Raw genomic sequence first — 25,949 nt, 5'->3', positions numbered from 1 at the left:
GGAGCGGTCTCCCAGAGGCGGGGAGCGGGTTCCCACGCACGGGGCGGGGGCTGCCCGGATGGTGTTGTTGATCTTGGGTGCGCAGGATGGACGAGCCGGGCTTCCGGCCGCACCAGCCGCTTCTCCCAAGGGAGTTCACCGTGACCGACCGTTCAGCATCCGTCCGTTCCCGCCGCTCAGGGCCCCGTGCGCGGCTGGCGGTGGTGGCTCTGCTGGCCGCCGCCCTGGGCGCCGTGGGCACGCTGCCCGCGTCCGGGGCGCCGTCCCAGGGCCCGCGCGACGCCGTGCGCGAGGACTCCGTAGGCAAGGACTCCGTACGCGAGGACTCTGTGCGAGAGGACGTGGAGCGCCTGGTGCGCGACGCCCGCTTCCCCGCCGCCCTGGTCGCCACGGCCGACCGCGACGGGCGGGCCCGGCACTACACGGCCGGGGTCGCGGACGTGCGCACGCAGCGGAAGGTGCCGGTCGACGGGCTGGTGCGGGCGGGGAGCAACACCAAGACGTTCACCGCGACCGTGGTCCTGCAGCTGGTCGGCGAGGGCAAGGTGGACCTGGACGCCCCCGTCGAGACGTACCTGCCGAACCTGCTGCGCGGCGACGGCATCGACGGCCGGGACATCAAGGTCCGCCAGCTCCTCCAGCACACCAGCGGACTGCCCGAATACACCGTCCACATACTCAAGGACGTCTTCGGCAAGGCCCGCCACACCTACTACGAGCCCCGCGACCTGCTGGACATCGCGCTGAAGCACAAGGCGGAGTTCGAGCCCGGCGACCGCTGGGCGTACAGCAACACCAACTACGTCGTCGCCGGTCTCCTCATCGAGAAGGTCACCGGGCGCCCGCTGGCCGAGCAGCTCACCGAGCGGGTCATCGACCGCATCGGGCTGCGCCACACCTCCTTCCCCGGCGTCGGCGACGAGGGCGTCCGGGGCCCGCACGCCCGCGGTTACGACGCGGCACGGCCCGGGGCGCGGCTGAAGGACGTCACGAGGATCGACCCGTCCTGGGGCTGGGCCGCGGGGCAGCTGATCTCCACCCCGGGCGATCTGAACCGGTTCTTCTCCGCGCTGCTCGGCGGCAAGCTCCTGAAGCCCGCACAGCTCGCCCAGATGCGCACCACCGTCAAGGTGCCCGACGGCTTCAGCCAGGTGAAGGGGGTGCGCTACGGGCTCGGCCTGACCCGCACCCCGTTGAGCTGCGGCGGAGCGATGTGGGGCCACGGCGGGAGCATCCCCGGCTACTACACCTACCCCGGTGTGACCGACCGAGGCCGGGCCGCCACGGTCGCCGTCACCGCCAACAGGGAACCCTCCCGGGACGCCTTCGCGAAGGCGGACGCCGTGGTGGACGCCGCGCTGTGCCGCGGGTGAACGGGCCCGCCCCTACGGCGCGTTGGTGAAGGAGCGGCGGTAGGAGCGGGGCGGCACTCCCCGGCGGCGCACGAACTGTTCGCGCAGCACGGCGGCGCTGCCGTAGCCGACGCGGCGGGCGATCTCCTCGACCGGCAGGTCCGTGGTCTCCAGGAGCTCCTCGGCGCCGCTGAGGCGCAGGTTCCGCAGCCAGGCGTGCGGGGTGGTGCCGGTCGACGCGGTGAAGCGCCGGGCGAAGGAGCGCTTGCTCATCGCGGCGCGCCGGGCGAGCTCCGCGACGGGCAGTGGCTCGTGGAGGTGGGCGCGGGCCCAGGCCAGGACGTCGGCGAGCCGTTCGTCCCGGGCGTCCTCGGGGACGGGCGCGGTCAGGTACTGGGCCTGCCCACCGTCGCGGTGGGAGGGCAGCACCATGTCACGGGCGACGGTGTTGGCGAGCGCCGCGCCGTACTCGCGCCGCAGCAGGTGGAGGCACATGTCGAAGCCCGCGGCCGCCCCCGCGCCCGTGACGATGCTCCCCTCGTCGACGTAGAGGGCGTCGGACTCCACGCTGACGTCGGGGTGGCGGCGGGCGAGGAGTTCGGCGAACCGCCAGTGCGTGGTCGCCCGGCGGCCGTCGAGCAGCCCGGCGGCCGCGAGCGCGAACGCGCCGACGCAGTGGGCCGCGACCAGCGCCCCGCGCGCGTGGGCGCGCCGCAGCGCGTCGAGCACGGCGGGCCCGGGAGCGGTGCGGAACCCCGCCGACGGCAGGGCGATCAGGAGCTCGGCGGAGGCGAGCCGGTCCAGGCCGTGCGCCACGGTGACCGGCACGCCGACGTCGGTGGTGACCGGGCCCGGCCGGTCGGCGCAGAGCGCGAAGTCGAAGGCGGGCAGGTCGGGCCCGTGCGGGGCGAACACCTCGGCGACGACGCCGACGGCGAGCATGCCGACCCCGGGCGGGGCGTAGGCGGCGACGTTGGTGAAGGGCGGCACGCGGGCAGTGTGCCATGTGGCACGAATCCCGCGATCATAGGCATCAATGCCACTCGTACGCCTCTGACCTGCTCGGAAGGATGGAGGCATGACAGACGCACCGCTCGGCCGCAGCGCCGTGTACACGATCCTGACCACCGGCTACGTGGGCTCCACCGGCCCCGGTGTCGCCGCGACCGTCTCCTACGTCGCCGACGCGGGCCGCCACTTCGTCTTCGACCCGGGCATGGTGGCGAGCACCGACGACATCCTCGGGCCGCTCGCGGAGCTCGGGCTCGGCCCCGACGACATCACCGACGTGGTGCTCAGCCACCACCACCCGGACAACGTCATGAACGCGGGCCTGTTCCGCCGGGCCCGGGTCCACGACCACAAGGTGGAGTACCGAGGCGACCAGTGGCGCAACAGGGACGCCGAGGGCCATGAACTCACCCCCTCGCTCCGGCTGATCCGCACCCCGGGGCACAGCCCCGAGGACATCACGCTCCTCGCGGGCACGGCCGACGGCGTGGTGGCCTTCGCCGGTGACCTGTGGTGGCACGCGGCGGGCCCGGCGGACGACCCCGTCGCCCCGGACCGCGACGTCCTGCGTGCCTCCCGGCGCCGGGTGGTGGCCGTGGCGGACCTGATCGTGCCGGGCCACGGGGCCCCGTTCGCACCGGACGGGACAACGCCCCTTTAGCAGGGGCGATATGAGGATGTCAATGCTTCGAGGGCCACGCGAGGCCCGGGGTTTGAGTGGACGTCAGGGCGCGGGGGCGGGTGTCAGGGCGCGGGGGTGGGCGCCAGGGCCCGGAGGGCGGGCGCGGCTCCCGTCCGGGGACTCCCGTCCGTCCCGTCAGCAGGACATTCCGCACCGGCGTTAACGGCGCGTCGGTGCTGGCTCGATATCGCCGAGAAAGGCTTGTAGGGATTCCGTGCCCGGTCTAACGTGACGAACAACCGTGGCCGGTGAACATCATTTTCCCATTCGGGCAACTTCCCATCCGGAGGCAGTAATGCGCTTCTATCGAGTGTGGTCTGCGTCTGCCGAGTTACGGATCCTGGAGCCGCGCGGGGAAATGGGACTACGCTCGGCCGGGAAAAGGAACCAGAACGTTTGACGATACACGCGGTCTGCCTCGATGCGGCGGATCTGCTGACGGAAATTTCCGTTCGTAAAGGGTCCGTCGATCGGTGGAGCGGTCCGTCCCCTGTCGGTCCCGGCACTCTCCTGGTTCCTGCGCGCACGCCGTACGACTGCCGTTCGGAATTCCGGTATCCGCCTTGCGCAGGGGCGCGCCGGCCAACAGGACCGCTCACACCGCACAGAGAGACCAAAAGAAGGGCGCTCCCATGCAGGGTTCAGCAACTAACGAAAAGGAAGCCAGCACAGTGAGTGCAGCGGATGTGGAGCAGTCGGCTCTGAAGTGGCTGCGTGCCGAGCTGGACGATCAGGAGATCAGCGGCTCCGACAACTTCCTCGACATCGGTGGCCACTCGCTGACCTTCTCGAAGCTGAATGTTTTCCTCGGGGACTCGTTCGGCATCTCCCTCGACATGAAGACGACGTACGACGGGACCCTGGCCGCGGCGCTCCTCGCCGCGCAGCCGATCACCACCGAGCCGACCAGTAAGTAAGGGAGTCACCAGACATGACCAGCAGCCCCGTGCGTACGGAGTTCTCGCTGTCGGACGAGGAACTGGCGTTCTTCGAGAAGAACGGCTACATCGGTCCGCTCACCATCTACACGCCCGAGGAGATGGACCAGCTGTGGAAGACCGTCCAGCGCGAGACGCTGGACCGGTCGCACGCCGCGTACCCGGAGGTGGACAAGGGCGTCGGCGCCCCGAACATCTTCAACTACGACCGGCACCTGGACGTCGACCTGCTCGCGCGGCACGTCATGAACCAGCGGATCACCGACCGGGTCGCCTCGATCCTCGGCCCGGACCTGCTGTGCTGGCGTTCGGAGTTCTTCCCGAAGTACCCCGGCGACGAGGGCACCGACTGGCACCAGGCGGACACGTTCGCCAACGCCAGCGGCAAGCCGCAGCTGCTGTGGCCCGGTGAGTCGGAGGAGTCGTTCGGCGCCGGCACGCTCACCGTGTGGACCGCGTTCACCGAGTCCACCCGCGAGAACGGCTGCCTGCAGGTCATCCCCGGCACGCACCACCAGATGAACTACGACGAGACCAAGCAGATGGACTACAACGAGGAGCGCATCAACTCCGAGGTCAAGGACGGCGTTCCGCGCGGCTTCTTCGGTTACGACTACCGGCAGCTGCAGAAGGACCCGAACTGGAAGCCCAACGAGGAGGACGCGGTCGCCTTCGAGATGGAGAAGGGCCAGTGCATCATCTTCTGGTCCACGCTGATGCACGCCTCGCTGCCGAACATCGCCACCGGCAAGAACTACCGCATGGGCTTCGCGACCCGCTACGTGCCCACCTCGGTGCAGATCTACCCCGGCACCGACCACATCGAGGAGTACGGCGGCAACATCTCGCTGGAGAAGTGGTCGGCGGTGCTCGCCCGCGGCCGTGACGAGTTCGGCCACAACAAGATCGCCACGGAGACGCTGCGCGGCACGAAGTACCTGCCCGCGTAAGCCGGGCCGCGCCGCGGATCAGCGGCGCACCGTGACGGGATGACGACCCGCGGCCTGCCCGGCCGCGGGTCGTCACCCTGAGCGCTCCACCGGGGTCGCCGTTCCGGGCCCCCGGGGGCGCCGCACCTTCCATCACCACCTCCGGGGGACAGCAGCACCGTGACCACACCCAGTACGCCGAGACCCGCGGTCGCCTTCATACCGCCTTCCTGCTGCGGAGCGGGCTACTTCCGCCGGCTGCGCCGCGAGCTGGGCGACCGGGTCACCTTCCACGCCCTCGAACTCCCCGGCCACGGCCGCCGCTACCAGGAGACCCCGCTCACCGACGCCACCGAGGCCGTCGCGGACCTCGTCGCCCGCATCGACGCCCCGCTCGACGCCCTGTACGGCGAGAGCCTGGGCGCCTACCTCGCCCTGGGCGTGGCCGACGTGCTCCAGCAGGAGCGGCCCCCGCTGCTGCTCGCCGCGTCCAACTCCCCGCCCTCGGTGCGCGGCCGCATCAGGACCGAGGAACTCGGCACCATCGAGGCCGCGGTCGCCGCGCTGCGCGCGATGGGCGGCGAGATCCCCCCGGAAGTGATCAGCGACCCCGAACTCGCCGAGAGCGCCTACCCGTTGATCCGCGCGGACCTCTTCCTCTCCCAGTCGTGCATCGACCTGGTCCGCGGGAGCGCCGCGGCCGGGGACCTGACCGTTTTCGCGGGCACCGGCGACACCGCGCTCACCCGCCTGGAGGCGTGGTCGGCGCACACCCGGGGGCGCTGCGAGGTGGTGTCCCTCTCCGGCGGGCACCTGCTGTCCGCCACGAACCCCGCGGCCGTCGCCGAGCACGTCCTGGAGGCACTGGCCCGCGCCTGAGGCCGCCCGGCCACAGGCCCGCCCCCCCTCGGGGGCCCGCGGCCGTCCCGCACCCCGCGCCCGTCCCCGCACGTCCCTCCCCGGGCGCCCGTCCCCCGTGATTCCCCCTGGCGCCCGCTCCTTTCGCTCCTCCCCTCGCCGCCCTGCGGCGGCGGCCGTTCAGTCCTTATCCGAAAGGAATCACGATGGTGCTGTCCCAAGCGCCTCTTCCCGCGATCAGCCACCATCAGATGCTGGTCTTCCTGCTCCAGGTCGGACTGCTGCTCGGCGTCGCGATCCTCCTCGGCAGGCTGGCCACCTGGCTCCGCCTGCCCCGTGTGGTCGGCGAACTGTCGGCGGGCGTGCTCCTCGGCCCGTCGGTGTTCGGCAACCTCCTGCCCGACCTGCGCGACTGGCTGCTCCCGCGCGACGTGGCACAGATGCACCTCCTGGCCGCCGTGGGGCAGCTGGGCGTGCTGCTCCTCGTCGGCATCACGGGCGCGCACATCGACGTCGGGCTGCTGCGCCGCAAGAGCCGGGTGATCGGGGTGGTCAGCGCGGCCAGCGTGCTGCTGCCGCTGGCCCTGGGGATCGGCCTCGGATTCCTGATGCCGCAGTCGCTGATGGCCCCCGACGCGGAGCGCGGCACCTTCGCCCTGTTCGTCGGCGTCGCGATCGCGGTCAGCGCGCTGCCGGTGATCGCCAAGACCCTGCTCGACATGGACCTGCTGCACCGCAACGTCGGCCAGCTCATCATCGGCGCGGCCGCGATCAGCGACATCGTCGGCTGGATGCTCCTGTCGATCGTCGCCGCGATGGCCACCCGCGGCCTGCACACCGGCCTGGTCCTGGAGTCCGTCGGCTATCTGCTCCTGGTCCTCGCGTGCACGGCCCTCGTGGCCCGGCCGGTGGCCCGCAAGGTGTTGCAGTACACCGACCGCTCGCCGCAGTCGGACGTCAGCGTCGCCGCCATCGCCGTGATGATCCTGCTGTCCTCCGCCGGCACGCTGGCCCTGGACATGGAGCCGATCCTCGGCGCCTTCCTCTGCGGCATCGTGATCAGCTCCCTCGGCGTCTCCGCCCGCCGTTCGCTGGACTCCATGCGCACCTTCGTGATGTCGACGCTCGCGCCGCTGTTCTTCGCCACCGCCGGGCTCCAGGTGGACCTGGGCGCGCTGACCCGGCCCACGGTGCTCCTCGCCGCGGTGGTCACCCTGCTGGTCGCCACCCTGGCGAAGTTCGCGGGCGGCTACCTCGGCGCCCGCATGAGCCGGCTCGACCACGGGGAGGGCCTCGCCATCGGCGCGGGCCTGAACGCCCGCGGCGTCGTGGAGATCGTCATCGCCACGGTCGGACTCAACCTCGGCGTCCTGACCACCGCCACGTACACCATCGTGGTGCTGATCGCCGTGATCACCTCGATGATGGCCCCGCCGTTCCTGCGCCACGCCACCCGGAGCATGCCGGTCACCACGGCCGAGCACGAGCGGCAACGGGAGCTGGCCGGACAGGCCTCCTGACCGCCGCCGCCCCACCAGGGCGCCGGCAACGCCAGGGCCCCGCCCCCGAGATCCGGGGGCGGGGCCCTGGCGTTGCCGCGTCCCCGGGGCTACACGGAGTCGAGGTGGTCGCAGAGCAGCGCCGGGGTCGGCGCCTGGAACACCGCCCGCACCGGCACCCGCAGGCCGAGCTCCGCGTGCGCCCGCACGCTCAGGCGCACCGCGAGCTGCGACGTGCCGCCGAGGTCGAAGAAGTGGTCGTCGACCCCGACCTCCGCCCGCTGGAGCACATCGGCGAACAGGGCGGCCAGGGCCCCTTCCCGCTCGGTGCGCGGCGTCCTGCCGTGGTCGCCGTCCCCGGCGCCGCCGCTGCCCGCGCCCCGGCGCGGAGCGGGCAGCGCGGCCCGGTCCAGCTTCCCGTTCGGCGCCAGCGGCAGCCGGTCGAGCACCACGAACGCGGACGGAATCATGAAGGTGGGCAGCCGGTCGGCCACATGGCGGCGCAGCACCCGCGCCGTGAGCCCGGCCGCCGCCTCACCGCCCGGCTCGACCGGGACGACGTAGGCGACGAGCGCACCGGCGCCCGAGCCGGCCGCGGGGCGCAGGGCGACCACGGCCTGGGCGATGCCGGGGTGCGTGACCAGGGCCGACTCGATCTCGGCGGGCTCGATGCGGATGCCGCGCAGCTTCATCTGGCCGTCGTCGCGCCCGAGCAGCTCCAACTGCCCGTCGGCGTTCCACCGGGCCACGTCGCCGGTGCGGTACATCCGCTCGCCCGCCGGGCCGAACGGGTCGGCCAGGAACCGCTCCGCGGTCTGCCCCGGCCGGGCGTGGTAGCCGCGGCCCACCGCGCCCGCCACGAACAGCTCGCCCACCACGCCCTGCGGGACCGGGACGAGGCCCGGTCCGAGCACGTAGGTGCGCATGTTGCCCAGCGGCGTCCCGATGGGCACGCCGCCCGCGCCCCGCCAGCCGTCGGGGACGGTGTACGTGGTGGCGTAGAAACTCTCCGTCTGGCCATAGGCGTTGACGAGGGTCGTGTCCGGCAGCGCCGCCCGCACCTTGTCCGCGAGGGCCGCCGTGAGCTTCTCCCCGGCGAACACCGCGGTGTCCACCGTGAGACGGCCCTGGAGCTGTTCGAGCACTTCGGCGAAGACCGAGGGGACCGTGTGCAGGACGGTGCCCGACCACCGCCCGCGCTCGCCGAGCTCAAGGACGTCGCGGACGACCTCGACGGTGGCGCCGGTGCTCAGCGCGGTGAACACCTCGAACACCGACACGTCGAAGTTGATGGAGCTGCTCGCCAGCATCCGCGCGCCGGGCCGCATGTGCACGGTGGCGGCGAGGCGGAGCACGCCGTTGACGATGTTGGCGTGCGAGATGGCCACGCCCTTCGGAGTGCCCGTCGAGCCGGAGGTGTACATCAGATAGGCGAGGTTGTCCGGGCGCAGCGGCGGCCGCGCGGGCCGGGCGCCGGGCTCGTCCCCGGCGGGCCCGTCCAGGCCCAGGGTCTCCATCAGCAGACAGGTGATGGCGTGCTCCGGCAGCGACCGCGCGGTCTCGGCGTCGGTGAGGATCAGGCCGGGGGCGGCGTCCTGGAGCAGATGGCCCAGGCGACGGCTGGGGTAGCGGGGGTCGATCGGCAGATATCCGGCGCCGGACTTCAGGATGCCGAGGAGCGCCACCACCAGGTCGGCGGAGCGGGGCAGGGCCAGGCCCACCACCGACTCAGGGCCGACGCCCGCCGCGAGCAGCGTGCGGGCCAGCCGGTCGGTGCGCTCGTCCAGTTCCCGGTACGTCAGCGACACGTCTCCGCAGACCACGGCGACGGCGTCCGGGGCCGCGGCGAACCGGGGCGCCACCAGCTCCGGGATCGTCACCGGCGGGGTGGGGGCCGCGGTGTCGACGAAGTCCACGAGCAGCCGCCGCCGTTCGGCCTCGTCGAGGACGTCGACCGCGCCCACCCGCACCTCGGGCTCCGCGGTCACGTGCCGCAGCGCGCGCAGGTAGCAGGCCGCCAGGTACTCCGCGCCCGCGGGGTCGAACAGGTCGGTGGCGTAGGTGACCGTGCCGTGGAACTCCGCGCCGTCCGCCGTCGTGTGCAGCCGCAGCGACAGGTCGTAGGGGGTGCTGTCCGGCCCCGCCGCCAGCGCGGTCACCGTCAGGCCGGGCAGCGCGACGGCGGGCCCCGGGTCCTCCCGCAGGTCGAACGCCACCTGGAACAGCGGGTGGTGGGCCAGGGACCGCTGCGGGGCGAGCGCGTCCACCAGGGAGGCGAACGGCAGGTCGCGGTGGGCCCCGGCGGCCAGGGCCTTGCCGCGCAGCTGCTCCAGGAGGTCCGTGAAGGCCGGGTTGCCGCTGAGGTCGGCCCGGAGCACCCAGGGGTCGTCGAAGGGGCCCACGCAGTGCGCCCAGGCCGCGTCGGGGCGCCGCGCGGCGGGGGAGCCGATGGGGATGTCCGCACCGCTGCCCAGCTGGTGGAGCACCACCGCGAGGGCGGCGCGCAGCACCGTGTCGGCGCCCACCCCGCGCTGCTCGGCGAGGACCGCCACCGCCTTGGTGAGGCCCTCGTCCACGACCAGCGGGACCCGGCCCGCGCGGTGGCCGGCCTCCGGCGGGCGCGGCCGGTCGGTGGGCAGCGGCAGGGGAGCGGGCACGCCCGCCAACTCGGCGCGCCAGAAGGCGGTGTCGCGCGCGTGGACGCCGTGCGGGCCGTCCTCCTCCGCGAGGAGTTTCTGCTGCCACAGGGCGAAGTCCGGATAGGGAACCGGCGCGTCCGTCCAGTCGGGCGCGGCCCCTTCCCGGCGGGCGGCATAAGCGACCGCGAGATCCTCGGCCAGCGGCCGGAGCGATTCCTCGTCCGCGGCGATGCCGTGGACCACCACGACCAGGACGTGGTCCTCGGGCGCGCACCGTATGACGGCGGCGCGCACGGGAATGTCCGTGGTCAGATCGAAGCGGTGGGACGCCTGTGCCGCGACGGCATCGGAAATCCGCTCGGGCTCCGATTCCACCAGGGGAATGTCGAGGTCGAGCTCGGACACGGGCACCACGTACCGGCCGGGAACTCCCTCCACGTCCTCGGTGCAGAGCGTGCGCAGGCCTTCGTGACGGGTCACGACATCCCTGACGGCGCGCCCCAGCGCGGCCCTTTCCAGCGGCCCGGTCATGCGCAGTACCAACGGAATGTTGTGCATGGCCGACGGGCCCTGAATTCGATGAATGAGCCACAGTCGGCGCTGCGCGAGCGACAACGGATTCATGCGTGCCTACTCCTTGTTCGTCCAGCGTGGTTCGAGTCTGTCGGGACCGTCCGCGCCGTGCCATAGTTCCGGGTGTTCCTCGGAACAACCGCGTGCGCAGTGCCGGGTCCGACCTCGATGCGCGACGCGTGACGCGTCATTTCGACGCGCGCCATTTCGACAAAGCCCGGCCGCGCCTTTTCGTCTGTCCCGTCGACGGGACCGGCGGAGACGATCGTCGTGGCGGCCGGATCCCTCTCACGGATGAGCCGGAACCGCCCGGAGCCGAACGGAGAAAACGTGCACATCACCGTCGATGAACAGTCCTGTGTCGGGGCGGGCCAGTGCGTCCTGACCGTCCCCGACGTCTTCGACCAGGACGAGATGACCGGCCGGGTCCTCCTCCTGGAGGGGCGGCCGTCCGCGGACCTGGAGGAGGACGTGGTCGAGGCCGCGAGGGCCTGCCCGGCCCAGGCGATCACGGTGACGGAGGCCTGACCCCGTCGCCGCCGCGCACCGCACGAGCCGTGTCCCCCGGCCGCCGGAAGGCGGCCGGGGGACACGGCTCTTTGTGTGTGGGGGGAACGGGGCGCGGGACCGGCCGCGGTGGAGCGGGGGTCCGGCGCCCCTGCGCACCCGCGGGCGAGCGGGGGCGGCGCTGCCCGTGTGCGAGCGCGGGTCAGCTCGTGAGGACCGCCTTCATCACCGATCCGTCGGCGACCGCGGCCAGGGCGTCCGCGTGCCGGTCGAGCGGGAAGGACGTCACCAGGCTCGCCAGGTCGAACCGGGCGGCGAGCGTGGGCAGCAGGCGCACGTACTCGACGAGGTGGGCCCCGGTGAAGGCCCAGGAGCCGATCACGTCGAGCTGGCGGTAGACGATCTGGTGCGGGTTGACCAGCGTGTCACCGGCGTCCGTGTACTGGCCGATGACCAGGTACGTGCCGCCCCTGCGGGCCAGGTACAGCCCCTGGGCGACGGCCTGGGGGACGCCCGCGCACTCGATGACGAGGTCGGCGCCCTGACCGCCGGTGGCCGCGCGCACCTCGTTCAGGATGTCGTCCGGGTCGGCGGCGTCGGCGATGTTCAGGTGGACGTCGCCGATGCCCGCCCGCGCCGCCGCCTCCAGGCGCTCGGCCGGGCCGCCGATGACGATGACCTTGGCGGCCCCGGAGATCTGGGCGAACGCCGCGGCCGCGAGGCCGACCGGGCCGCTGCCCTGGACGACGACGACCTCACCGAGCCGCACGGGGCGGCGCTCGTACAGGGCGTGCACGACGGTGGGGCCCGCGCAGGCCAGCGACATCGCGGCGAGCGGGTCGACGCCCTCGGCCGCCTTGACGACGGTGGTGCCCTCCTGCAGGACGATGTGGTCGGCCCACGAGCCGGACAGCTCGGGCCCGGCCGTGGTGGAGCGGTTCACCCCGTACGTACGACGGTTCTCGCACAGCGTCGGCTCGCGGTGGATCCGGCACGGCGGACAGGTCCCGCAGGCGATGGACGAGGCCCACATGACGGAGTCGCCGGGCTTGAGCTCGGTGCCGAGGGCGTCGTGCGTGAAGCCCTCGCCCAACTCCCGTATGACACCGAGGCCTTCGTGGCCCAGGACCAGCGGGGTCGGGATCGGCAGGTGGCCCTGGTGCAGATGCAGGTCGGTGCCGCAGATGCCGCCGTAGCCACAGGCGACGATCATGCCGCGCTCCGGGGCCGGGGGCAGCGGGTACTCGCGCAGCGCGAGCGGCTTGCCGAACTCCTCCAGGACGACCGCGCGGCCGGTGCGCCCGGTCATACGGCCGCCTCCTCGAAGTCGTCGAGGAAGGAGCCGTCGAGCGGGGCGAGCGGGGCGGAGTCGCGGCACACCACGTAGTCGGGGCGCGGCTCGCCGCTCCAGCTCGGCAGGTTCGAGACGTCGTTGTACGTCGCGATGAGCAGACGGCGGGCGAAGGGGGACATGTTGGGGGCCGAGCCGTGCACGATCTCCGGGGAGAACAGCACCACGGAACCGGCCGGTCCCTTCGGGCTGACCATGCCGTGCCGGTCGACGAGGTCGGCCAGCTGCTCCGGCGAGAGCGAGATGTCGTCCGGGTCCAGGTGCTGCGAGGACTTCCGCTCGGCCTTGCGCCCCTCGTGCACGAGCCCGTCGCGGTGCGAGCCGGGCAGGAAGATGACGGGACCGTTGAACTCGGTGACGTCGTCGAGGAAGACGCCCACGTTCACCTGGAGCGGGGCGGGCAGGGTGTCGGAGATCTGCCAGGCCAGGAAGTCCTGGTGCCAGGCCCACTTGTCGCCGCCGAAGGCCGGCTTGGCATTGATCTTGAACTGGTAGACGTACACGTCGTCGGGGAGCAGCTGCTGGGCGGGGACCAGCACCCGCGGATCACGCATGAGGCGGGCGTATTCGGGCTGCCGGAGGTGGGAGGAGTAGACCGCGCGCACCTCCTCGCCGCCGTCCTCGATGATCCGGTGCGGCCCCTCCGTCTCGCAGTCCTTCTGGAACGCGGTGCGCAGGGCGTCCACCTCGCGCTCGTCCAGCAGGGATTCGAGCAGCAGAAAGCCGTTCTCGTGGTACTGCTCCAACTGCTCCTGAGTCAGACGCATTCTTCTTTCGCTCCTTATGCGAAGGGAATTCACGTAGTGGGCGCGTACGTGAGGTAGCGCCGGGGATTCACCCCATGAAGTGTCCGCCGTCCACGATCAGTTGCTGACCCGTGATGTAGGAGGACCGCGAGGTCACAAGGAATTCGAGAGCGTCGGCGATGTCCTGCGGGGTGCCGATCCGCTGCTGTGGAATGGAGTCGATGACGGCCGCGCGTCGTTCCGGCTCGTCGAGCCGGTAGCGCTCGGTGACTTCTGGGGTGTCGGTAAATCCGGGGAGCAGCGCGTTGACCTGGATGTGCGGAGCCAGTTCAAGGGCCATGCACTTGGTGAGCTGGAGCAGCCCCGCCTTGCTGGCACAGTAGTTGGCGCCGTTCGCCCGCGGGCGGATCGCCGTGGTGGCGCCGATGTTGACGATGGAGCCGCCGCCCGCCTCGATCATGGCGGGTGCGAGGGCCTGGCTGAGGTGGAACGGCCCGGAGAGGTTGGTCGCGACGACCTGGTCCCAGTCCTCCTCGGTGAGGGAGAGGAAGGACCGGTCGCGGTTGACCCCGGCGTTGTTCACCAGGATCCGGGGGGCGCCGTGCTCCTCGACGATCCGCGCGCAGACCTCGCGGACCTCCGCGGGCCGCCCGACGTCGGCCCGGACGGGGACGATGCTTCCCTCGCCCGCCTCGGCCGCCTCCTTGGCCGCGGTCTCGTCGCTCCGGTAGAGGGCCAGCACCCGGTGGCCCAGGGCGCTGAGCCGCAGACTCAGCGTCAGTCCGATGCCCCGGGTGCCGCCGCTGATCACTGCCGTCGCCATGAGAACTCCACAGAGGTGCGTACTGCGGGGCGGTCGGCCGGACGCGGGATCGCCCCGGCGTCGAGCAGCCCGGGCGGATCGCGTACGTCCCTCACCCCGCACGGACGAATGGATCGAAGAACTGGTTCGGATCGGGCCGCCGCCCGCGATGACCGGGCGGGGAATATCCCCGGGCGTAACGCCGCCGGTGAATTCCGCACGCGCCGCCCAGGCCTCCCGGCCCGCTGCCACACCCTCACGCCTGCGGCCTGCCGGGGTCAAGCAGGGAAAGAGTGCCTGACAAGACCGCTTCGCGACATCTCGGATGTCCTGTCCACGGGACACGTGGGGCGTCGTGCGGGCGATGCCCCGGGGAATCACGTGCGGACGGGCCGGGGAATTGCTGGTGTTCGCGCCGCGGAGGTTTCGTGCGCCACGGAGGGGGATAGTAGGGCCCCTTCGCGCGATGCGGAAACGATGGCGAAGCAGTGCGGAACAGGGACAGCGGACAGCGGCAGGCCGCCGCCGCACAAGCCCTTCGCTCTCCTTCGCGGTTGCCCGCGGCACTCCTTCGCGGAAGCCTGTGGCTCCTCTTCGTAGATGTCTGCGGCGCTCCTTCGCGGTTGCCCGCGCGACCCCGTCGCGCAACTCGGAGGAAACGTAGGGGACATGCTCCGCGACATGCCCGGGGATTGCCCTTCCGCGGCTTTCCGTGAACCCTGCTCGGGTCCGTGTCCGCCGTGCTCCCGAGTGGCCTCGCCAGGCGCCATTCGGATGTCCTGTAGACGGGACACGGGGGCCGCCGCGCAACGCCCTGCCAGGGACTCTTCTTTGCTTGACCCCGGCAGGCCGCAGGCATGAGGGTGTGTTCGCAGGCCGGGAGGCTTGGGCGGCGCGTGCGGAATTCACCGGCGGCGGTACGCCCGGGGATATTTCCCCGCCCGGTCACCGCGGGCGGCGGCTTGATCTGAACCACTTCTTCGATCCATTTGTCTGTGTGGGGTGATGGATGTGCATGCTCCGCTGGAGCGAAACCGTCCGCTGACGAGTAGGGACGGTGCGGCCGGACGGATCCTCGACACGACGGTGCTCGAGCTGTTCGCCCAGCAGGCCCGGCTGACTCCGGACGCGACCGCCGTGGTCTGCGGGGACGAGACCCTGACCTACGGCCAGCTCGACACCAGGTCCGCCGCGCTGGCCGCGGGCCTCGCCGGGCGCGGCGTACAGCCGGAGTCCCTCGTCGCGGTCGCGCTGCCGCGGTCCGCGGAGTCCGTCGTGGCCCTCCTCGGCGTGCTCAAGGCAGGCGCCGCCTATCTGCCGCTCGACCCCGACTACCCCGTCGAGCGCGTCGAGTTGATGCTCGGCGACGCGGACCCCGTCCTGCTGCTGAGCGCGGGGGACTCCGCGCCGCGCCTCTCCGGCTCCTGCCCGGCCGTGGACGTGGCGGAGCTGACCGGCGCCACCGGCGCGGCGCCCGCCGTCGCCGCCCACCCGCTGGCGCTCGCGTACGTGATCTACACCTCCGGGTCGACGGGCCGGCCCAAGGGCATCGGCGTCACCCACCGCGACGTGGCGGCCCTGGCCCTGGACGAGCGCTGGCGCGGCGGTGCGCAGGAACGCATGCTGCTGCACTCGCCGTTGGCCTTCGACGCCTCCGTCTACGAGATCTGGGTGCCGCTCCTCAACGGCGGCACGGTCGTCGTCGACCCCTCGCCCGACCTCACGCCCGCCGCGCTCGCCGAGCAGGTGGCGCGGCACGACGTCACCGCCGTCTGGATCACCAGCGCGCTCTTCAACCTCCTGGTGGAGGAGGACGCGCACTGTCTGACCGGGCTCCGCGAGGTGTGGGTGGGCGGCGACCGCGTCTCGCCGCAGGCCGTCGCCCAGGCCATGGCGGCCTGCCCCGACACCGTCTTCGTGAACGGCTACGGCCCGACCGAGACCACGGTCTTCGCCACCAGCCACCGGGTCGACCCCACGCGGGACCCGGACGCCGAGGTGCCGATCGGGCAGCCCCTTGACAGCTTCGCGGGCTATGTGCTCGACGCGGAGCTGCGGCCGGTTGAGCCGGGCGTCCCCGGCGAGCTGTACATCGCGGGCCCCGGCGTGGCCCGCGGCTATCTGCGCAGGCCGGGCCTGACCGCCGAGCGGTTCGTGGCCTGCCCCTTCGGCCCGGCCGGTGAACGGATGTACCGCACCGGCGACCTGGTGATCCGCGACGCGAACGGCGACCTCGTGTACCAGGGGCGCGCCGACCACCAGGTGAAGGTGCGCGGCTTCCGCATCGAGCTCGGCGAGATCGAGGCGGCGCTGCTCGCCCACCCCGCGGTGGCGCACGCCGCGGTGATCGCCCGGGAGGGCCGCGGCGGCGACACGGCCAAGCAGCTCGTCGGCTATGTGGTCCGCACCCAGGACGGCGCGCCCGCGCCCGACGCGGCGGACCTCCCGGCCGAGCTGCGCGAGTTCGTGGCCAAGGGACTTCCGGACTTCATGGTTCCGGCCGCGCTCATGGAGCTCGACCGACTGCCCCTGACCCCGAACGGCAAGCTGGACCGGGCCGCCCTGCCCGAGCCGCACTTCACCAGCACCGCCTACCGCGCGCCGCGCACCGGGACCGAGGAGGTCCTGGCCGGTGTCTTCGCCGAGGTCCTCGGCCAGGCACGCGTCGGCGTCGACGACGACTTCTTCGCCCTCGGCGGCGACAGCATCCAGTCCATCCAGGTGGTGTCGCGGGCCAGGACCCACGGCCTCCTGGTCACGTCCCGGCAGGTGTTCGAGCACCGGACCGTGGCCGAACTGGCCGCCGTCGCCGCCACCGACACCGGCGAGAGCGGCCCCGTCCTTGCCGAACTCGACGGCGGCGGCGTGGGACACCTGCCGCTCATGCCGGTGGCGCACTGGATCCTGGAGAACGGCGCGGGCTTCGACTCCCTGCTCCAGGCCGTGGTCCTGGAACTGCCGCACGACATCGACCGGGAAGGCCTGGCCGCGACCCTGACGGCCGTACTCGACCGGCACGACCTGCTGCGCGCGCGGCTGCTGCCCGACGGGCTGCTCGTCGCCCCGGCAGGCACCGTCGACGTGGACCCGCTGATCCGCACCGTGTCCTGCGACGGACAGTGGTCCGGCGAGTCCTGGCGGACCCTGCTCGTGACCGAACTCCAGGACCTGGCCAAGCGCCTCGACCCGGCGGCCGGCGCCCTCGCGCAGTTCGTGTGGTTCCAGCCGCCCACCGGCCCCGGACGACTCCTGGTCGGCCTGCACCACATGGTCGTCGACGGCGTCTCCTGGCGGATCCTGATGCCCGACCTCGCCACCGCCTGGAAGCAGGTGCGCGACGGCGCCGCCCCGCGCCTCGCGGCCCCCGCGACCTCCGTACGGCGCTGGGCCCACGCCCTGGTGGAGGAGGCGGCCCGGCCCGAGCGGGTGGCCGAGCTCGACCGGTGGACCTCGATCCTCGACGGACCCGACCCGGTCCTCGGCGCCCGGCGCCTCGACCCGGCCAAGGACGTACAGGCCACCGTCGAGAAGGTGCGCGTGGTGCTCCCGAGCGCCGCCACCGAGGCCGTCCTCACCTCCGTGCCCGCGGCCTTCCGCGGCGGGGTCAACGACGTGCTGCTCGCCGCCCTGGCGATGGCGGTGGTCCGCTGGCGCCGCACGCGCGGCGTCGATGAGCCCTCGACGCTGCTGCGCCTCGAAGGGCACGGGCGCGAGGAGGAGTCGGTGCCCGGCGCCGACCTCTCGCGCACCGTGGGCTGGTTCACCAGCGTCTTCCCGGTCCGCCTCAACCTGTCCGGCATCGACGTCGAGGACGCCTTCGCCTCCGGCCGGGCCGCGGGCGCCGTCATCAAGGCGGTCAAGGAGCAGCTGCTCGCCCTGCCCGACAAGGGCCTCGGCTACGGCCTGCTGCGCTACCTCAACCCCGAGACCGCCGAGGTCCTGCGCCCGCGCGGCCTCGGCCAGATCGGCTTCAACTACCTGGGCCGCTTCTCCGCCGGCGACATGCCCGAGGAGCTGCACGGCCTGGGCTTCACCCAGACCGCGGACGCCGCGGAGTTCACCGAGCTGGCCGAGCTGGACGCCGGGCACGACCCGGCCATGCCCGCGCTGTGCGAGGTGGACATCAACGCGATGGTCACCGACACCGCGGCCGGTCCGCGCCTGGGCGCGGTCTTCGGCGCCCCGGCCGGGGTGCTCCCGGCGGCGGACGTCACTGAGCTGGCCGAGCTGTGGCAGTCGGCGCTCGAAGCCCTGGTGCGGCACGCGGCCGCCCCCGGCGCGGGCGGCCTGACGCCGTCGGACGTGCCGCTGGTCAGCGTCTCCCAGGGAGAGCTCGAAACCTGGGAGAAGCGGTACCCGGGCCTGAGCGACGTCTGGCCGCTGACCCCCCTGCAGGCCGGTCTGCTGCACCACACCGAGCTGGCAGGCACCGGCGTGGACATGTACCAGGTGCAGCTGCTCTTCGGCTTCGAAGGCCCGGTGGACGCCGCCCGGATGCGGGCGGCGGGTCAGGCGCTCCTCGACCGGCACGCGAGCCTGCGCACCGCCTACGTGCCCGACGCGGACGGCGACCTCGTGCAGCTCGTCGTCTCGGGCGTGACCCTGCCCTGGCGCGAGGTGACCGTGGCGGAGGACGCGTTCGAGGCCTTCCTCACCGAGGACCGCACCACGACCTTCGACACCACCGAGCCGCCGCTGCTGCGCATGACCCTGGCGCACGTCGGGGACGGCCGCACCGAGGTGATCCTCACCGGCCAGCACGTGCTGTTCGACGGCTGGTCCGAGCCGATCCTGCTGCGCGAACTGCTGTGGCTGTACGCCGACCCGTCCGCGCTGGCCAAGGCGCCGTCCTTCAAGGAGTTCCTCGGCCACCTCCAGCGCCGCGACGAGGAACGGCGCGAGCTTTCGGTACGGGCCCACACGGACGCCCTCGTGGGGATCGACGAGCCGACCCTGCTCGTGCCCGAGGAGGCCGAAGGCGGCGCCAGCGGCTTCGGCGAACTCGACCTCGCCCTGACGCCGGACGAGGCCCGCGCCCTGGTGCGGCGGGCCGCGGAGACGGGCAGCACGCCCAGCAACGTCGTCCAGGCCGCCTGGGCCGTCGTCCTCGGCGAGCTCACCGGCCGCACCGACGTCCTGTTCGGCGCCACGGTCTCCGGCCGCCCGCCGGAGCTGCCGGGCGTGGCCGACACGGTCGGCCTGTTCATCAACACCGTGCCGGTCCGCGCGCGCTGCGCGCCGGGCAAGACCCTCGCCCAGGTGGCGACCGAGCTCCAGGCCTCGCAGGCCGCCCTGCTCGACCACGACGACTGCGGCCTGGCCGACATCCACGAGGCCACCGGCCTGGACACGCTGTTCGACACCCTCGTCCTGGTCCAGTCCCACCCCTTCGACAACGCTGCCATCGCCGACGCCGGCCGAGCGGCCGGTCTGTCCGTGCCGACCTTCCGCAACATCGCGGGCGCGAACTACCCGCTCATCGTGATGGCCGAGCAGGACCCGCTGCTCCGCCTGCGGCTCCAGTACCAGCTCGGCGCGTTCGACCGGGAGCGGGCGGCCGACGTCGCGGAGCGCCTCCTTCGCGTGCTGCGGGCCTTCCTCGCCGACCCCCACAGCAGGGTCGGAGCGGTGGGCGCCCCCGCGTCCGGCGCGCTCGCGGCCGACCAGACCCCGCAGGTGGCCCCGGCCGCGTCCGGCGAGCTGCTGCCGCAGCTCTTCGCGCGCCTGGTGACCGAGGACCCGGACGCCCTGGCCTTCGTCGCCGACGGGGTGATCACCCGGCGCGAGCTGGACGAGCGGGCCGACCGCCTCGCCGGTGAACTCCTGCGGCACGCCGTGGAACCCGACTCCGTGGTGGCCGTCTCCTGCGTCGACCCGGTGGACCGCACGGCCGCTCTGCTCGCCGTCCTGAAGGCGGGCGCCTGCGCCCTGCCCCTGGACGCCGAGGACTCCCCGGAGTGGACCGGCTCCGTCGTCCGGGACACCGCGGTGAGCGCCGTCATCGTCGACAAGGAGACCGACGACCGCGACTGGGGCGCCGCGCCCCGCATCCGGGTGCCCCTGGACGCCCTGGACGCCGCTCCGGCCGTCCCGCAGGTCCACCCGCTCCCCGGCCGCCTGGCCCTGCTGACCCACGCGCCGGACACCACGGCCCGGCCGCGGGCGCTGGCCGTCACCCACGCCGCTCTCCTGCGCGACGTGCCCGGCTTCGCCTCCGACACCGCGGCGTTCCTCGAGGCGGGCCCCACCACGCCCGCCGCCGAGCTCCTGCTCGCGCTCGCCGCCGGCCGCGCCGTCGAGATCCGCGAGGGCGCGCCGGAAGCCCACCCGCTCGCCGCCGACCCCACCCGCGCCCGCGTCCTCAGCCCGTCCCTCGCCCCCACCGCCCCCGGCGGCACCGGCGAGCTGTACCTCACCGGTGAGTACGGGTGCGGCTACCCCAGGCACCGGGCCCGCACCGCCGAGCACTTCGTCGCCGACCCCCACGGTCCGGCCGGGGCCCGCCTCTACCGCACCGGCCTGCGGGCCCGCGTCACCGCCGACGGCGGGTACGAGCCGCTCGGCCGTTCCGCCGAGCAGGCCGAGGGCCAACAGGCCCTGGAGGCCGTGCTTTCGGGCCACGCCGCCGTGGCGGCCGCCGCCGTGGTCAGCGACGACAGCGGCCCCGTCGCCTACGTCGTCACCGCCGAGGGCGCCCGGATCGTGCCCGACGAGCTGCGGGCCCTGGCCGCGCAGCGCCTCCCGCACCGGCTCGTGCCCCGCGCGGTCCTGGTCCTGGACCAGCTGCCCAGGACCGCCACCGGGCGGCTCGACGCCAAGCGGCTGCCCGAAGCCGCGGCGCCGAGCCCGGCCCGGGCGGCGGGCAGCGAGCGCGAGGAGTTCCTGCTGAAGGTCTTCGGCGAGGTGCTCCAGCGGGAGAACCTCAGCGTCGACGACAACTTCTTCGCCATGGGCGGCAATTCGCTGCTCGCGACCAGGCTCATCGGCCGCATTCGCAACGAGCTCGGGGTGGAGCTCACCCTTCGCTCGATATTCCAGCACAAGACCATCGCCGAACTGGCGGCCCACTGGGACGAGATCGTCACAGCGAGCGGCCCCCGACTGCGCAAGATGAGCTAGGGAGAAACCCAGCATGTCCATAGTGAGCCCCGAACTCGCCGGTGAGACCCCCTACATCTGGCGCGCCCGGCAGCCGCAGAGCAGGCACCGGCTCATCTGCTTCCCGCACGCGGGCGCCGGCGCGACGGCCTACGCCGAGTGGGCGGCCCTGCTCCCGCCGGAGATCGAGCTGGTCGCCGTTCAGCTGCCCGGCCGTCAGGACCGCATCGCCGAGGAGCCGTTCAGCGAGGTCGGCCCGCTGGTCAGCGTGCTGACCCACGCGCTGCGGCCCGTGCTCGGCGGTTCGTACTCCTTCTTCGGCCACTCCTGCGGCGCGGCCCTCGCCTTCGAGCTCGCCAAGGCCCTGCGCGCGAAGGGCCAGACCGGGCCCGAACACCTCTTCCTGTCCGCGCAGGCCGCCCCCGGCGCGACCGGGATCCGGCAGCTGCACGACCTGTCCGACGACGAGTTCCGCGACGCGATGCTGACCCTCGGCGGCATCGACGAGGAGATCGCGAACGACGAGTTCGTCATGGACTCCCTGGTGCCCGTGCTGCGCGCCGACTTCAGCCTCTGGGAGCGCCACCGCACGGCCCCCGAGGCGCCGCTCGACTGCCCCATCACCGTCCTCGCGGGGGAGAGCGACCCGCAGGCGCCCAAGGATTCGCTGGACGGCTGGCGCGAGCAGACGAACGCCGAGTTCACCCTCCGCTTCTACGACGGCGGACACTTCTACTTCCTCGATTCGCCCGGCATCGTGGTCTCGGCCATCGCCGAGACGGTGCTGGGCGCGGTGGCAGGGAGGACCGCATGACGAGCCCGGACACCCTCGGCGTACTCGACGACATCACCGGCCGGATCACCGCGGCCGCCCTGACGGTGCCCGGTGTCGGCGACGCCGTCGCCGTGGCCCGCAAGGGCGTGCGGACGGCCTCCGCCCCGCGCCCCGCTGCGGCCCCGTCCGCCGCGCAGGCGCAGGACCTCGGGGACGCCGCGCCCGCCCTCCTGGACGGCGGCCCCCTGCTCATCCCCGACGGCGCCCCGACCACCCTCCAGGAGGCCCTGAGCCAGGCGGCCCGGCTCGCCCCCGACAAGGGCACGGTCTACCTCACCAAGGGACACGACGACGTGTTCCAGAGCTACGCCGAGCTGCTCGCCGACGCCGAGCGGGTCCTCGCCGGACTCCGCGCCGCCGGACTGCGCCCGGGAGACGCGGCGCTGTTCCAGTTCGACGACAACAAGGCCTTCCTGACCGCGTTCTGGGCCTGTGTGCTCGGCGGCTTCGTACCGACCCCGGTCGGCGTGGCCACGACGTACCGGGCGGAGAACGAGACCAACCGCAAGCTGCACAACGCCTGGAAGCTGCTCGCGCGGCCCGTGCTGCTCACCGACGACGCCACCGCCGAGGCGCTCGCCGGGGTGCGCGAGCTGTGGGGCGAGCCCGAGGTGCGCATCAGCACCGTCGCCGAACTCCTGGCCTTCGAGCCCGACAGCGACTGGTTCCCCGCCACCCCCGCGTCCCCGGCGCTCAACCTGCTCACCTCGGGCAGCACCGGGATGCCCAAGTGTGTGCACCACACCCACGCCAGCCTGGTGGCCCGGTCGCTCGCCGTGATCCAGCACTGCGGCCTCACCGGCGACGACATCAGCCTCATCTACATGCCGTTCGACCACGTCACGGTCGCCTTCTACAACGTCCGTGACGTCTTCGCGCGGTGTCTGCACATCAACGCCACGACCGAGCACGCGCTCGGCGACCCGCTGCTCTGGCTCGGCTGGGTCGACCGCTACCGCGTGACGAACACCTGGGCGCCGAACTTCGTCTACGCCCTCGTCAACGAGCACGCCGACGAGGTCCGCACCAACCGCTCCTGGGACCTGTCGTGCCTGCGCGAGATCGTCAACGGCGGTGAGCCGGTCATCGCCTCGACCAGCCACAAGTTCCTCGAACTGCTCGCCCCGCACGGCCTCGCCGCCGACGCCATGCGCCCGGCGTGGGGCATGTCCGAGACCTGCTCCGGCGTGACGTACACCCAGCAGCACCGCGACGACCACGGCGCGGGCACCGTCGCCATCGACCCGGCCTCGCTGACCGGCACCGTCCGCCACGTCGACCCGTCCGACCAGGCCGCGGTCGTCCTCTCGACGGTCGGCAGCCCTCTGCCCGGGGTGCAGCTGCGCATCGTCGACGACACGGGCCGGGAGCTGCCCGAGGACCGCCTCGGCGAGCTGCGCATCCGCGGTCTGACGCTGATGCACGGCTACTTCGCCAACGAGGAGGCCAACCGCGAGGCGTTCGACGAGGACGGCTGGTTCCGCACCGGCGACCTCGCGTTCGTCCACGACGGCGAAGTCGTGATCGCCGGGCGCAAGAAGGACCAGATCATCGTGCGCGGCATCAACTACATGGCGCACGAGGTCGAGAGCGTCGTGGAGCGGGCCGCGGGCGTGAAGGTCACCTTCTCGGCCGCCGTCGGCGTGCGCGAGCCCGGCGCCGACTCCGATCAGCTCGTGGTCTTCTTCGTGCCGGTGCGCTGGGACGCCGACGCGCTCGCCGGGGTCAGCGAGGAGCTGCGCGCCCTGCTGCCCCGCGAGGTCGGCATCGCGCCCGACCTGCTGGTGCCCGTCACCGAGGCCGAGTTCCCGAAGACGGGCAGCGGCAAGGTCCAGCGGGCCGCGCTCGCCGCCGCCTTCCGCGCCGGGACCTTCGCCGACCGCGCCATCGGCGGCGAGACGGCCGAGGAGGTGCCGGACACCTGGCTGTTCCGGCGGCAGTGGACCGAGCTGCCCGACCCCGCAGCGGCGGCGGCCGGGACCGGGGTCCGGCTCGTCATCGCCGACGACGCCGACGCCGCGCGCCTGGGCGCCGAGGGGCCGGTCATCACCGTCGGCCGCGGTACGGGCTTCGCCGAGCAGGCGCCCCTGCGGTTCACGGCGCGGCCGGACGACCGCGAGGACCTGCGGCGGCTGCTCACGGCCGTGACCGAGGCCCACGGCCCGCTCGCCACCGTCGTGCTCGCCCCGCCGCTGTCCGGCGGGGACGACCCGCACGCCCGGCTCACCGCGGCGACGGCGGAACTCTCCGCCCTCGTCGGGGCGCTCGCCGACGGGACGTTCGGCCACCCGACGCTGCTCCTGGTCACCTCCGGCTCGGTGTACGTGCGCGAGGGCGACGCCGTCGACCTCGGCACCTGCGCGCTGCCCGCCCTGGTGCGGACCGCCGTCGCCGAGAACCCCCGCACCGTGATCCGCCAGCTCGACCTGCCCGCCGACCCCGGCGCCTGGCCGGCGGCCGTGCGCGCCGAACTCGCCGACACCACCAGCACGGGCACCGTCGCCGTGCGCGCTGGCCGGCGCTTCAAGCCGCAGGTGGCCCCGGTCGCCGACGACGCCGCGCCGGCCGCCGCGCCGCTGGTCGCGGGCGGCCTCTACCTGGTCACCGGTGGCCTCGGCGGCATCGGCCACGAGATCGCGGGCTATCTCGCCGCCGCCTACGGAGCGCGTCTGCTGCTCGTCGGCAGGTCGCCCGCCGAGGGCGAGAAGGCGGCCCGGCTCGCCGAGCTCTCCGCGCTCGGCAGCGTCGTGTACGAGCAGCTCGACATCACCGACGGGGCCGCCCTCGAAGCGGCGGTCGCCGCGGCCGAGGCCCGCTGGGGGCGCCCGCTCGACGGCGCGCTGCACCTGGCGGGGGCCAACCCCACGGGGCAGTGGGCCGACCTCGAACAGCACACCGTGGCCGCCGAGTCGGCGGAGACGTACGCCGCCCAGTACGGGGCCAAGGTCGCGGGCACCCTCGCGGTGGCGCAGGTGCTCCTCACCCGGCCCGACGCCTCGCTCGTGCTCTTCGGCTCCGTGAACGGAGAATTCGGCGGCCATTCCTTCGGCGCGTATTCGGCGGCCAATGGCTTCCTGGTGGGATTTGCGGACCACTGGCACCACGAGCGCCGCCGCACGGTGCATTGCCTGGCCTGGAGCATGTGGTCGGGCATCGGCATGAACCAGAACCAGTCCGATGCGCCCGCGCGCAGCCGGGGTTTCCGTTCCATCAACGCCTCTGACGGTCTGCGGCTGTTCACCGAAAGCATCGTGACACCGCACCACTACCTGATCGTCGGCCTCGACCTGGGGAATCCGGCGATCGTGGACGAACTGGTTCCGGAACAGCTGCGGATCGGTGAGCTGCTCGTCGCCTACACCGCTGACGGCGTGGACGCGGAGGCCGTGCACGCGGCCGTCGCGCCCAGCGTGCAGGACTGCCCGGTGCCGGTGCGCCTGGTGCGCGTGGACCGCGTCCCGAGGGACGCGGCGGGCGCCGTCGACGTGGCCCGGCTGCTCGCCGACACGGCCGCCGACCGGCCCAAGCGCCGCTTCACGGCGCCCGAGACCGACCTGGAGCGGCAGCTCGCCGCCCTGTGGTCGGACGCCCTGAACCAGCCGGAGGTCGGCAGGGACGACTCGTTCTTCGACCTCGGCGGCAACTCGATCCGGGCCACCCGTCTGCTCGCCCTGGTCGACGAGGAGTTCGCCGTCCGGGTGCCGACGCAGGAGCTCTACGAGCACCCCACGGTCGAGGGCATGGCGGCGTTCGTCACCCGGCACACCGCAGGCTGACCGCTCCCGCGCCGCACTCGGCGCCCCGCCGCGGCGGCCGCCCCCGGCCGCCGCGGCCCGGCCGGTGTCCCCGTGTCCTGTCGCCAGGAAAAACGGGGCACCGGCCGCATGCTGCTCCACCTGGAATTCGCTTGACCCCGAGGGGCGCTGCGGGAAAAGTAAGTGTCGCTCCGCCGTCAGCCCGAAGTGCCCGACCGCCGTCATCCCGATGTGAATTGAGCGGCAGGTACGAGACGGACCGATAGACCGGCTCGCCCATTCGAAATTCATGAAACCCACGGACGTCGAGTTCGCGCGCCATACGCGCCCACCTTTGCGCATGCAATTGGCCCGTCTGTGCAGGAAGACCCACC

Annotated in this window: 15 protein-coding genes; 10 read left to right on the top strand and 5 right to left on the bottom strand. The window is 73.0% G+C overall.

Features of this window, described 5'->3' with window-relative positions:
- Positions 1 to 140 precede the first annotated feature (140 nt).
- Positions 141 to 1,373, top strand: a complete 1,233-nt coding sequence (locus AC5WAM_RS10165) for a serine hydrolase domain-containing protein (protein ID WP_495522386.1) — start codon at positions 141 to 143, stop codon at positions 1,371 to 1,373.
- Between the two features lie 12 nt (positions 1,374 to 1,385).
- Here AC5WAM_RS10165 and AC5WAM_RS10160 read toward each other — a convergent pair whose 3' ends face one another.
- Positions 1,386 to 2,294: a GlxA family transcriptional regulator gene (locus AC5WAM_RS10160; RefSeq protein ID WP_495523551.1), complete on the bottom strand. Its 909-nt coding sequence runs from the start codon at positions 2,292 to 2,294 to the stop codon at positions 1,386 to 1,388.
- Between the two features lie 136 nt (positions 2,295 to 2,430).
- Between AC5WAM_RS10160 and AC5WAM_RS10155 the strand changes: the two genes are divergently transcribed.
- The 5 genes from AC5WAM_RS10155 to AC5WAM_RS10135 all read left to right on the top strand — a co-directional run bounded on the left by AC5WAM_RS10155 (position 2,431) and on the right by AC5WAM_RS10135 (position 7,290).
- A complete protein-coding gene (locus tag AC5WAM_RS10155; RefSeq protein ID WP_495522385.1) occupies positions 2,431 to 3,024 on the top strand; it encodes an MBL fold metallo-hydrolase in 594 nt (197 codons plus the stop codon).
- Positions 3,025 to 3,716: 692 nt separating this feature from the next.
- On the top strand, positions 3,717 to 3,962 hold the full coding sequence (locus AC5WAM_RS10150; protein WP_172387784.1) for an acyl carrier protein: 246 nt from the start codon (positions 3,717 to 3,719) through the stop codon (positions 3,960 to 3,962).
- A gap of 14 nt (positions 3,963 to 3,976) precedes the next feature.
- Positions 3,977 to 4,933: a chlorinating enzyme gene (locus tag AC5WAM_RS10145; RefSeq protein ID WP_366795838.1), complete on the top strand. Its 957-nt coding sequence runs from the start codon at positions 3,977 to 3,979 to the stop codon at positions 4,931 to 4,933.
- A 159-nt stretch (positions 4,934 to 5,092) separates the two neighbouring features.
- Complete coding sequence (locus AC5WAM_RS10140; RefSeq protein ID WP_495522384.1) at positions 5,093 to 5,791, top strand: thioesterase II family protein; 699 nt, start codon at positions 5,093 to 5,095, stop codon at positions 5,789 to 5,791.
- A 185-nt stretch (positions 5,792 to 5,976) separates the two neighbouring features.
- Positions 5,977 to 7,290: a cation:proton antiporter gene (locus AC5WAM_RS10135; protein WP_495522383.1), complete on the top strand. Its 1,314-nt coding sequence runs from the start codon at positions 5,977 to 5,979 to the stop codon at positions 7,288 to 7,290.
- An 89-nt stretch (positions 7,291 to 7,379) separates the two neighbouring features.
- Here AC5WAM_RS10135 and AC5WAM_RS10130 read toward each other — a convergent pair whose 3' ends face one another.
- A complete protein-coding gene (locus AC5WAM_RS10130) occupies positions 7,380 to 10,532 on the bottom strand; it encodes a non-ribosomal peptide synthetase (RefSeq protein ID WP_495522382.1) in 3,153 nt (1,050 codons plus the stop codon).
- Positions 10,533 to 10,811: 279 nt separating this feature from the next.
- On the opposite strand from AC5WAM_RS10130, the gene AC5WAM_RS10125 reads away from it, so the two are divergent.
- Positions 10,812 to 11,009, top strand: coding sequence for a ferredoxin (locus AC5WAM_RS10125; protein WP_138962435.1), 198 nt, complete (start codon positions 10,812 to 10,814; stop codon positions 11,007 to 11,009).
- A gap of 181 nt (positions 11,010 to 11,190) precedes the next feature.
- Here the strand turns inward: AC5WAM_RS10125 and AC5WAM_RS10120 are convergent, their stop codons facing one another.
- From AC5WAM_RS10120 to AC5WAM_RS10110, 3 genes are all read right to left on the bottom strand, one after another.
- Complete coding sequence (locus tag AC5WAM_RS10120) at positions 11,191 to 12,297, bottom strand: zinc-binding dehydrogenase (protein WP_495522381.1); 1,107 nt, start codon at positions 12,295 to 12,297, stop codon at positions 11,191 to 11,193.
- Entirely contained in the window at positions 12,294 to 13,106 is an 813-nt protein-coding gene (locus AC5WAM_RS10115) for a phytanoyl-CoA dioxygenase family protein (protein ID WP_495522380.1), read from the bottom strand. The genes AC5WAM_RS10120 and AC5WAM_RS10115 overlap by 4 nt, the downstream gene beginning before the upstream one ends.
- A gap of 67 nt (positions 13,107 to 13,173) precedes the next feature.
- Complete coding sequence (locus AC5WAM_RS10110) at positions 13,174 to 13,908, bottom strand: SDR family NAD(P)-dependent oxidoreductase (protein ID WP_366792026.1); 735 nt, start codon at positions 13,906 to 13,908, stop codon at positions 13,174 to 13,176.
- A gap of 984 nt (positions 13,909 to 14,892) precedes the next feature.
- On the opposite strand from AC5WAM_RS10110, the gene AC5WAM_RS10105 reads away from it, so the two are divergent.
- The 3 genes from AC5WAM_RS10105 to AC5WAM_RS10095 are packed head-to-tail and all read left to right on the top strand — an operon-like array spanning position 14,893 to position 25,596.
- Complete coding sequence (locus AC5WAM_RS10105; RefSeq protein WP_495522379.1) at positions 14,893 to 21,006, top strand: amino acid adenylation domain-containing protein; 6,114 nt, start codon at positions 14,893 to 14,895, stop codon at positions 21,004 to 21,006.
- A 13-nt stretch (positions 21,007 to 21,019) separates the two neighbouring features.
- A complete protein-coding gene (locus AC5WAM_RS10100; protein ID WP_366792024.1) occupies positions 21,020 to 21,799 on the top strand; it encodes a thioesterase II family protein in 780 nt (259 codons plus the stop codon).
- Positions 21,796 to 25,596 (top strand): SDR family NAD(P)-dependent oxidoreductase, encoded by a 3,801-nt coding sequence (locus AC5WAM_RS10095; RefSeq protein ID WP_495522378.1) that lies wholly within the window; start codon positions 21,796 to 21,798, stop codon positions 25,594 to 25,596. The genes AC5WAM_RS10100 and AC5WAM_RS10095 overlap by 4 nt, the downstream gene beginning before the upstream one ends.
- The last annotated feature ends 353 nt before the right edge of the window (positions 25,597 to 25,949 follow it).

This window comes from Streptomyces sp. JLYT201 (assembly GCF_059448825.1).
This window is presented reverse-complemented; position numbering and strand designations above follow the sequence as displayed.

What these genes read in the sequence shown, in the direction of transcription:
- AC5WAM_RS10110 (WP_366792026.1), bottom strand. Translation starts at nt 13,908, where the DNA reads ATGGCGACGGCAGTGATCAGCGGCGGCACCCGGGGCATCGGACTGACG.
- AC5WAM_RS10115 (WP_495522380.1), bottom strand. Translation starts at nt 13,106, where the DNA reads ATGCGTCTGACTCAGGAGCAGTTGGAGCAGTACCACGAGAACGGCTTT.
- AC5WAM_RS10105 (WP_495522379.1), top strand. Translation starts at nt 14,893, where the DNA reads ATGGATGTGCATGCTCCGCTGGAGCGAAACCGTCCGCTGACGAGTAGG.
- AC5WAM_RS10145 (WP_366795838.1), top strand. Translation starts at nt 3,977, where the DNA reads ATGACCAGCAGCCCCGTGCGTACGGAGTTCTCGCTGTCGGACGAGGAA.
- AC5WAM_RS10095 (WP_495522378.1), top strand. Translation starts at nt 21,796, where the DNA reads ATGACGAGCCCGGACACCCTCGGCGTACTCGACGACATCACCGGCCGG.
- AC5WAM_RS10155 (WP_495522385.1), top strand. Translation starts at nt 2,431, where the DNA reads ATGACAGACGCACCGCTCGGCCGCAGCGCCGTGTACACGATCCTGACC.
- AC5WAM_RS10130 (WP_495522382.1), bottom strand. Translation starts at nt 10,532, where the DNA reads ATGAATCCGTTGTCGCTCGCGCAGCGCCGACTGTGGCTCATTCATCGA.
- AC5WAM_RS10100 (WP_366792024.1), top strand. Translation starts at nt 21,020, where the DNA reads ATGTCCATAGTGAGCCCCGAACTCGCCGGTGAGACCCCCTACATCTGG.
- AC5WAM_RS10135 (WP_495522383.1), top strand. Translation starts at nt 5,977, where the DNA reads ATGGTGCTGTCCCAAGCGCCTCTTCCCGCGATCAGCCACCATCAGATG.
- AC5WAM_RS10120 (WP_495522381.1), bottom strand. Translation starts at nt 12,297, where the DNA reads ATGACCGGGCGCACCGGCCGCGCGGTCGTCCTGGAGGAGTTCGGCAAG.
- AC5WAM_RS10160 (WP_495523551.1), bottom strand. Translation starts at nt 2,294, where the DNA reads ATGCTCGCCGTCGGCGTCGTCGCCGAGGTGTTCGCCCCGCACGGGCCC.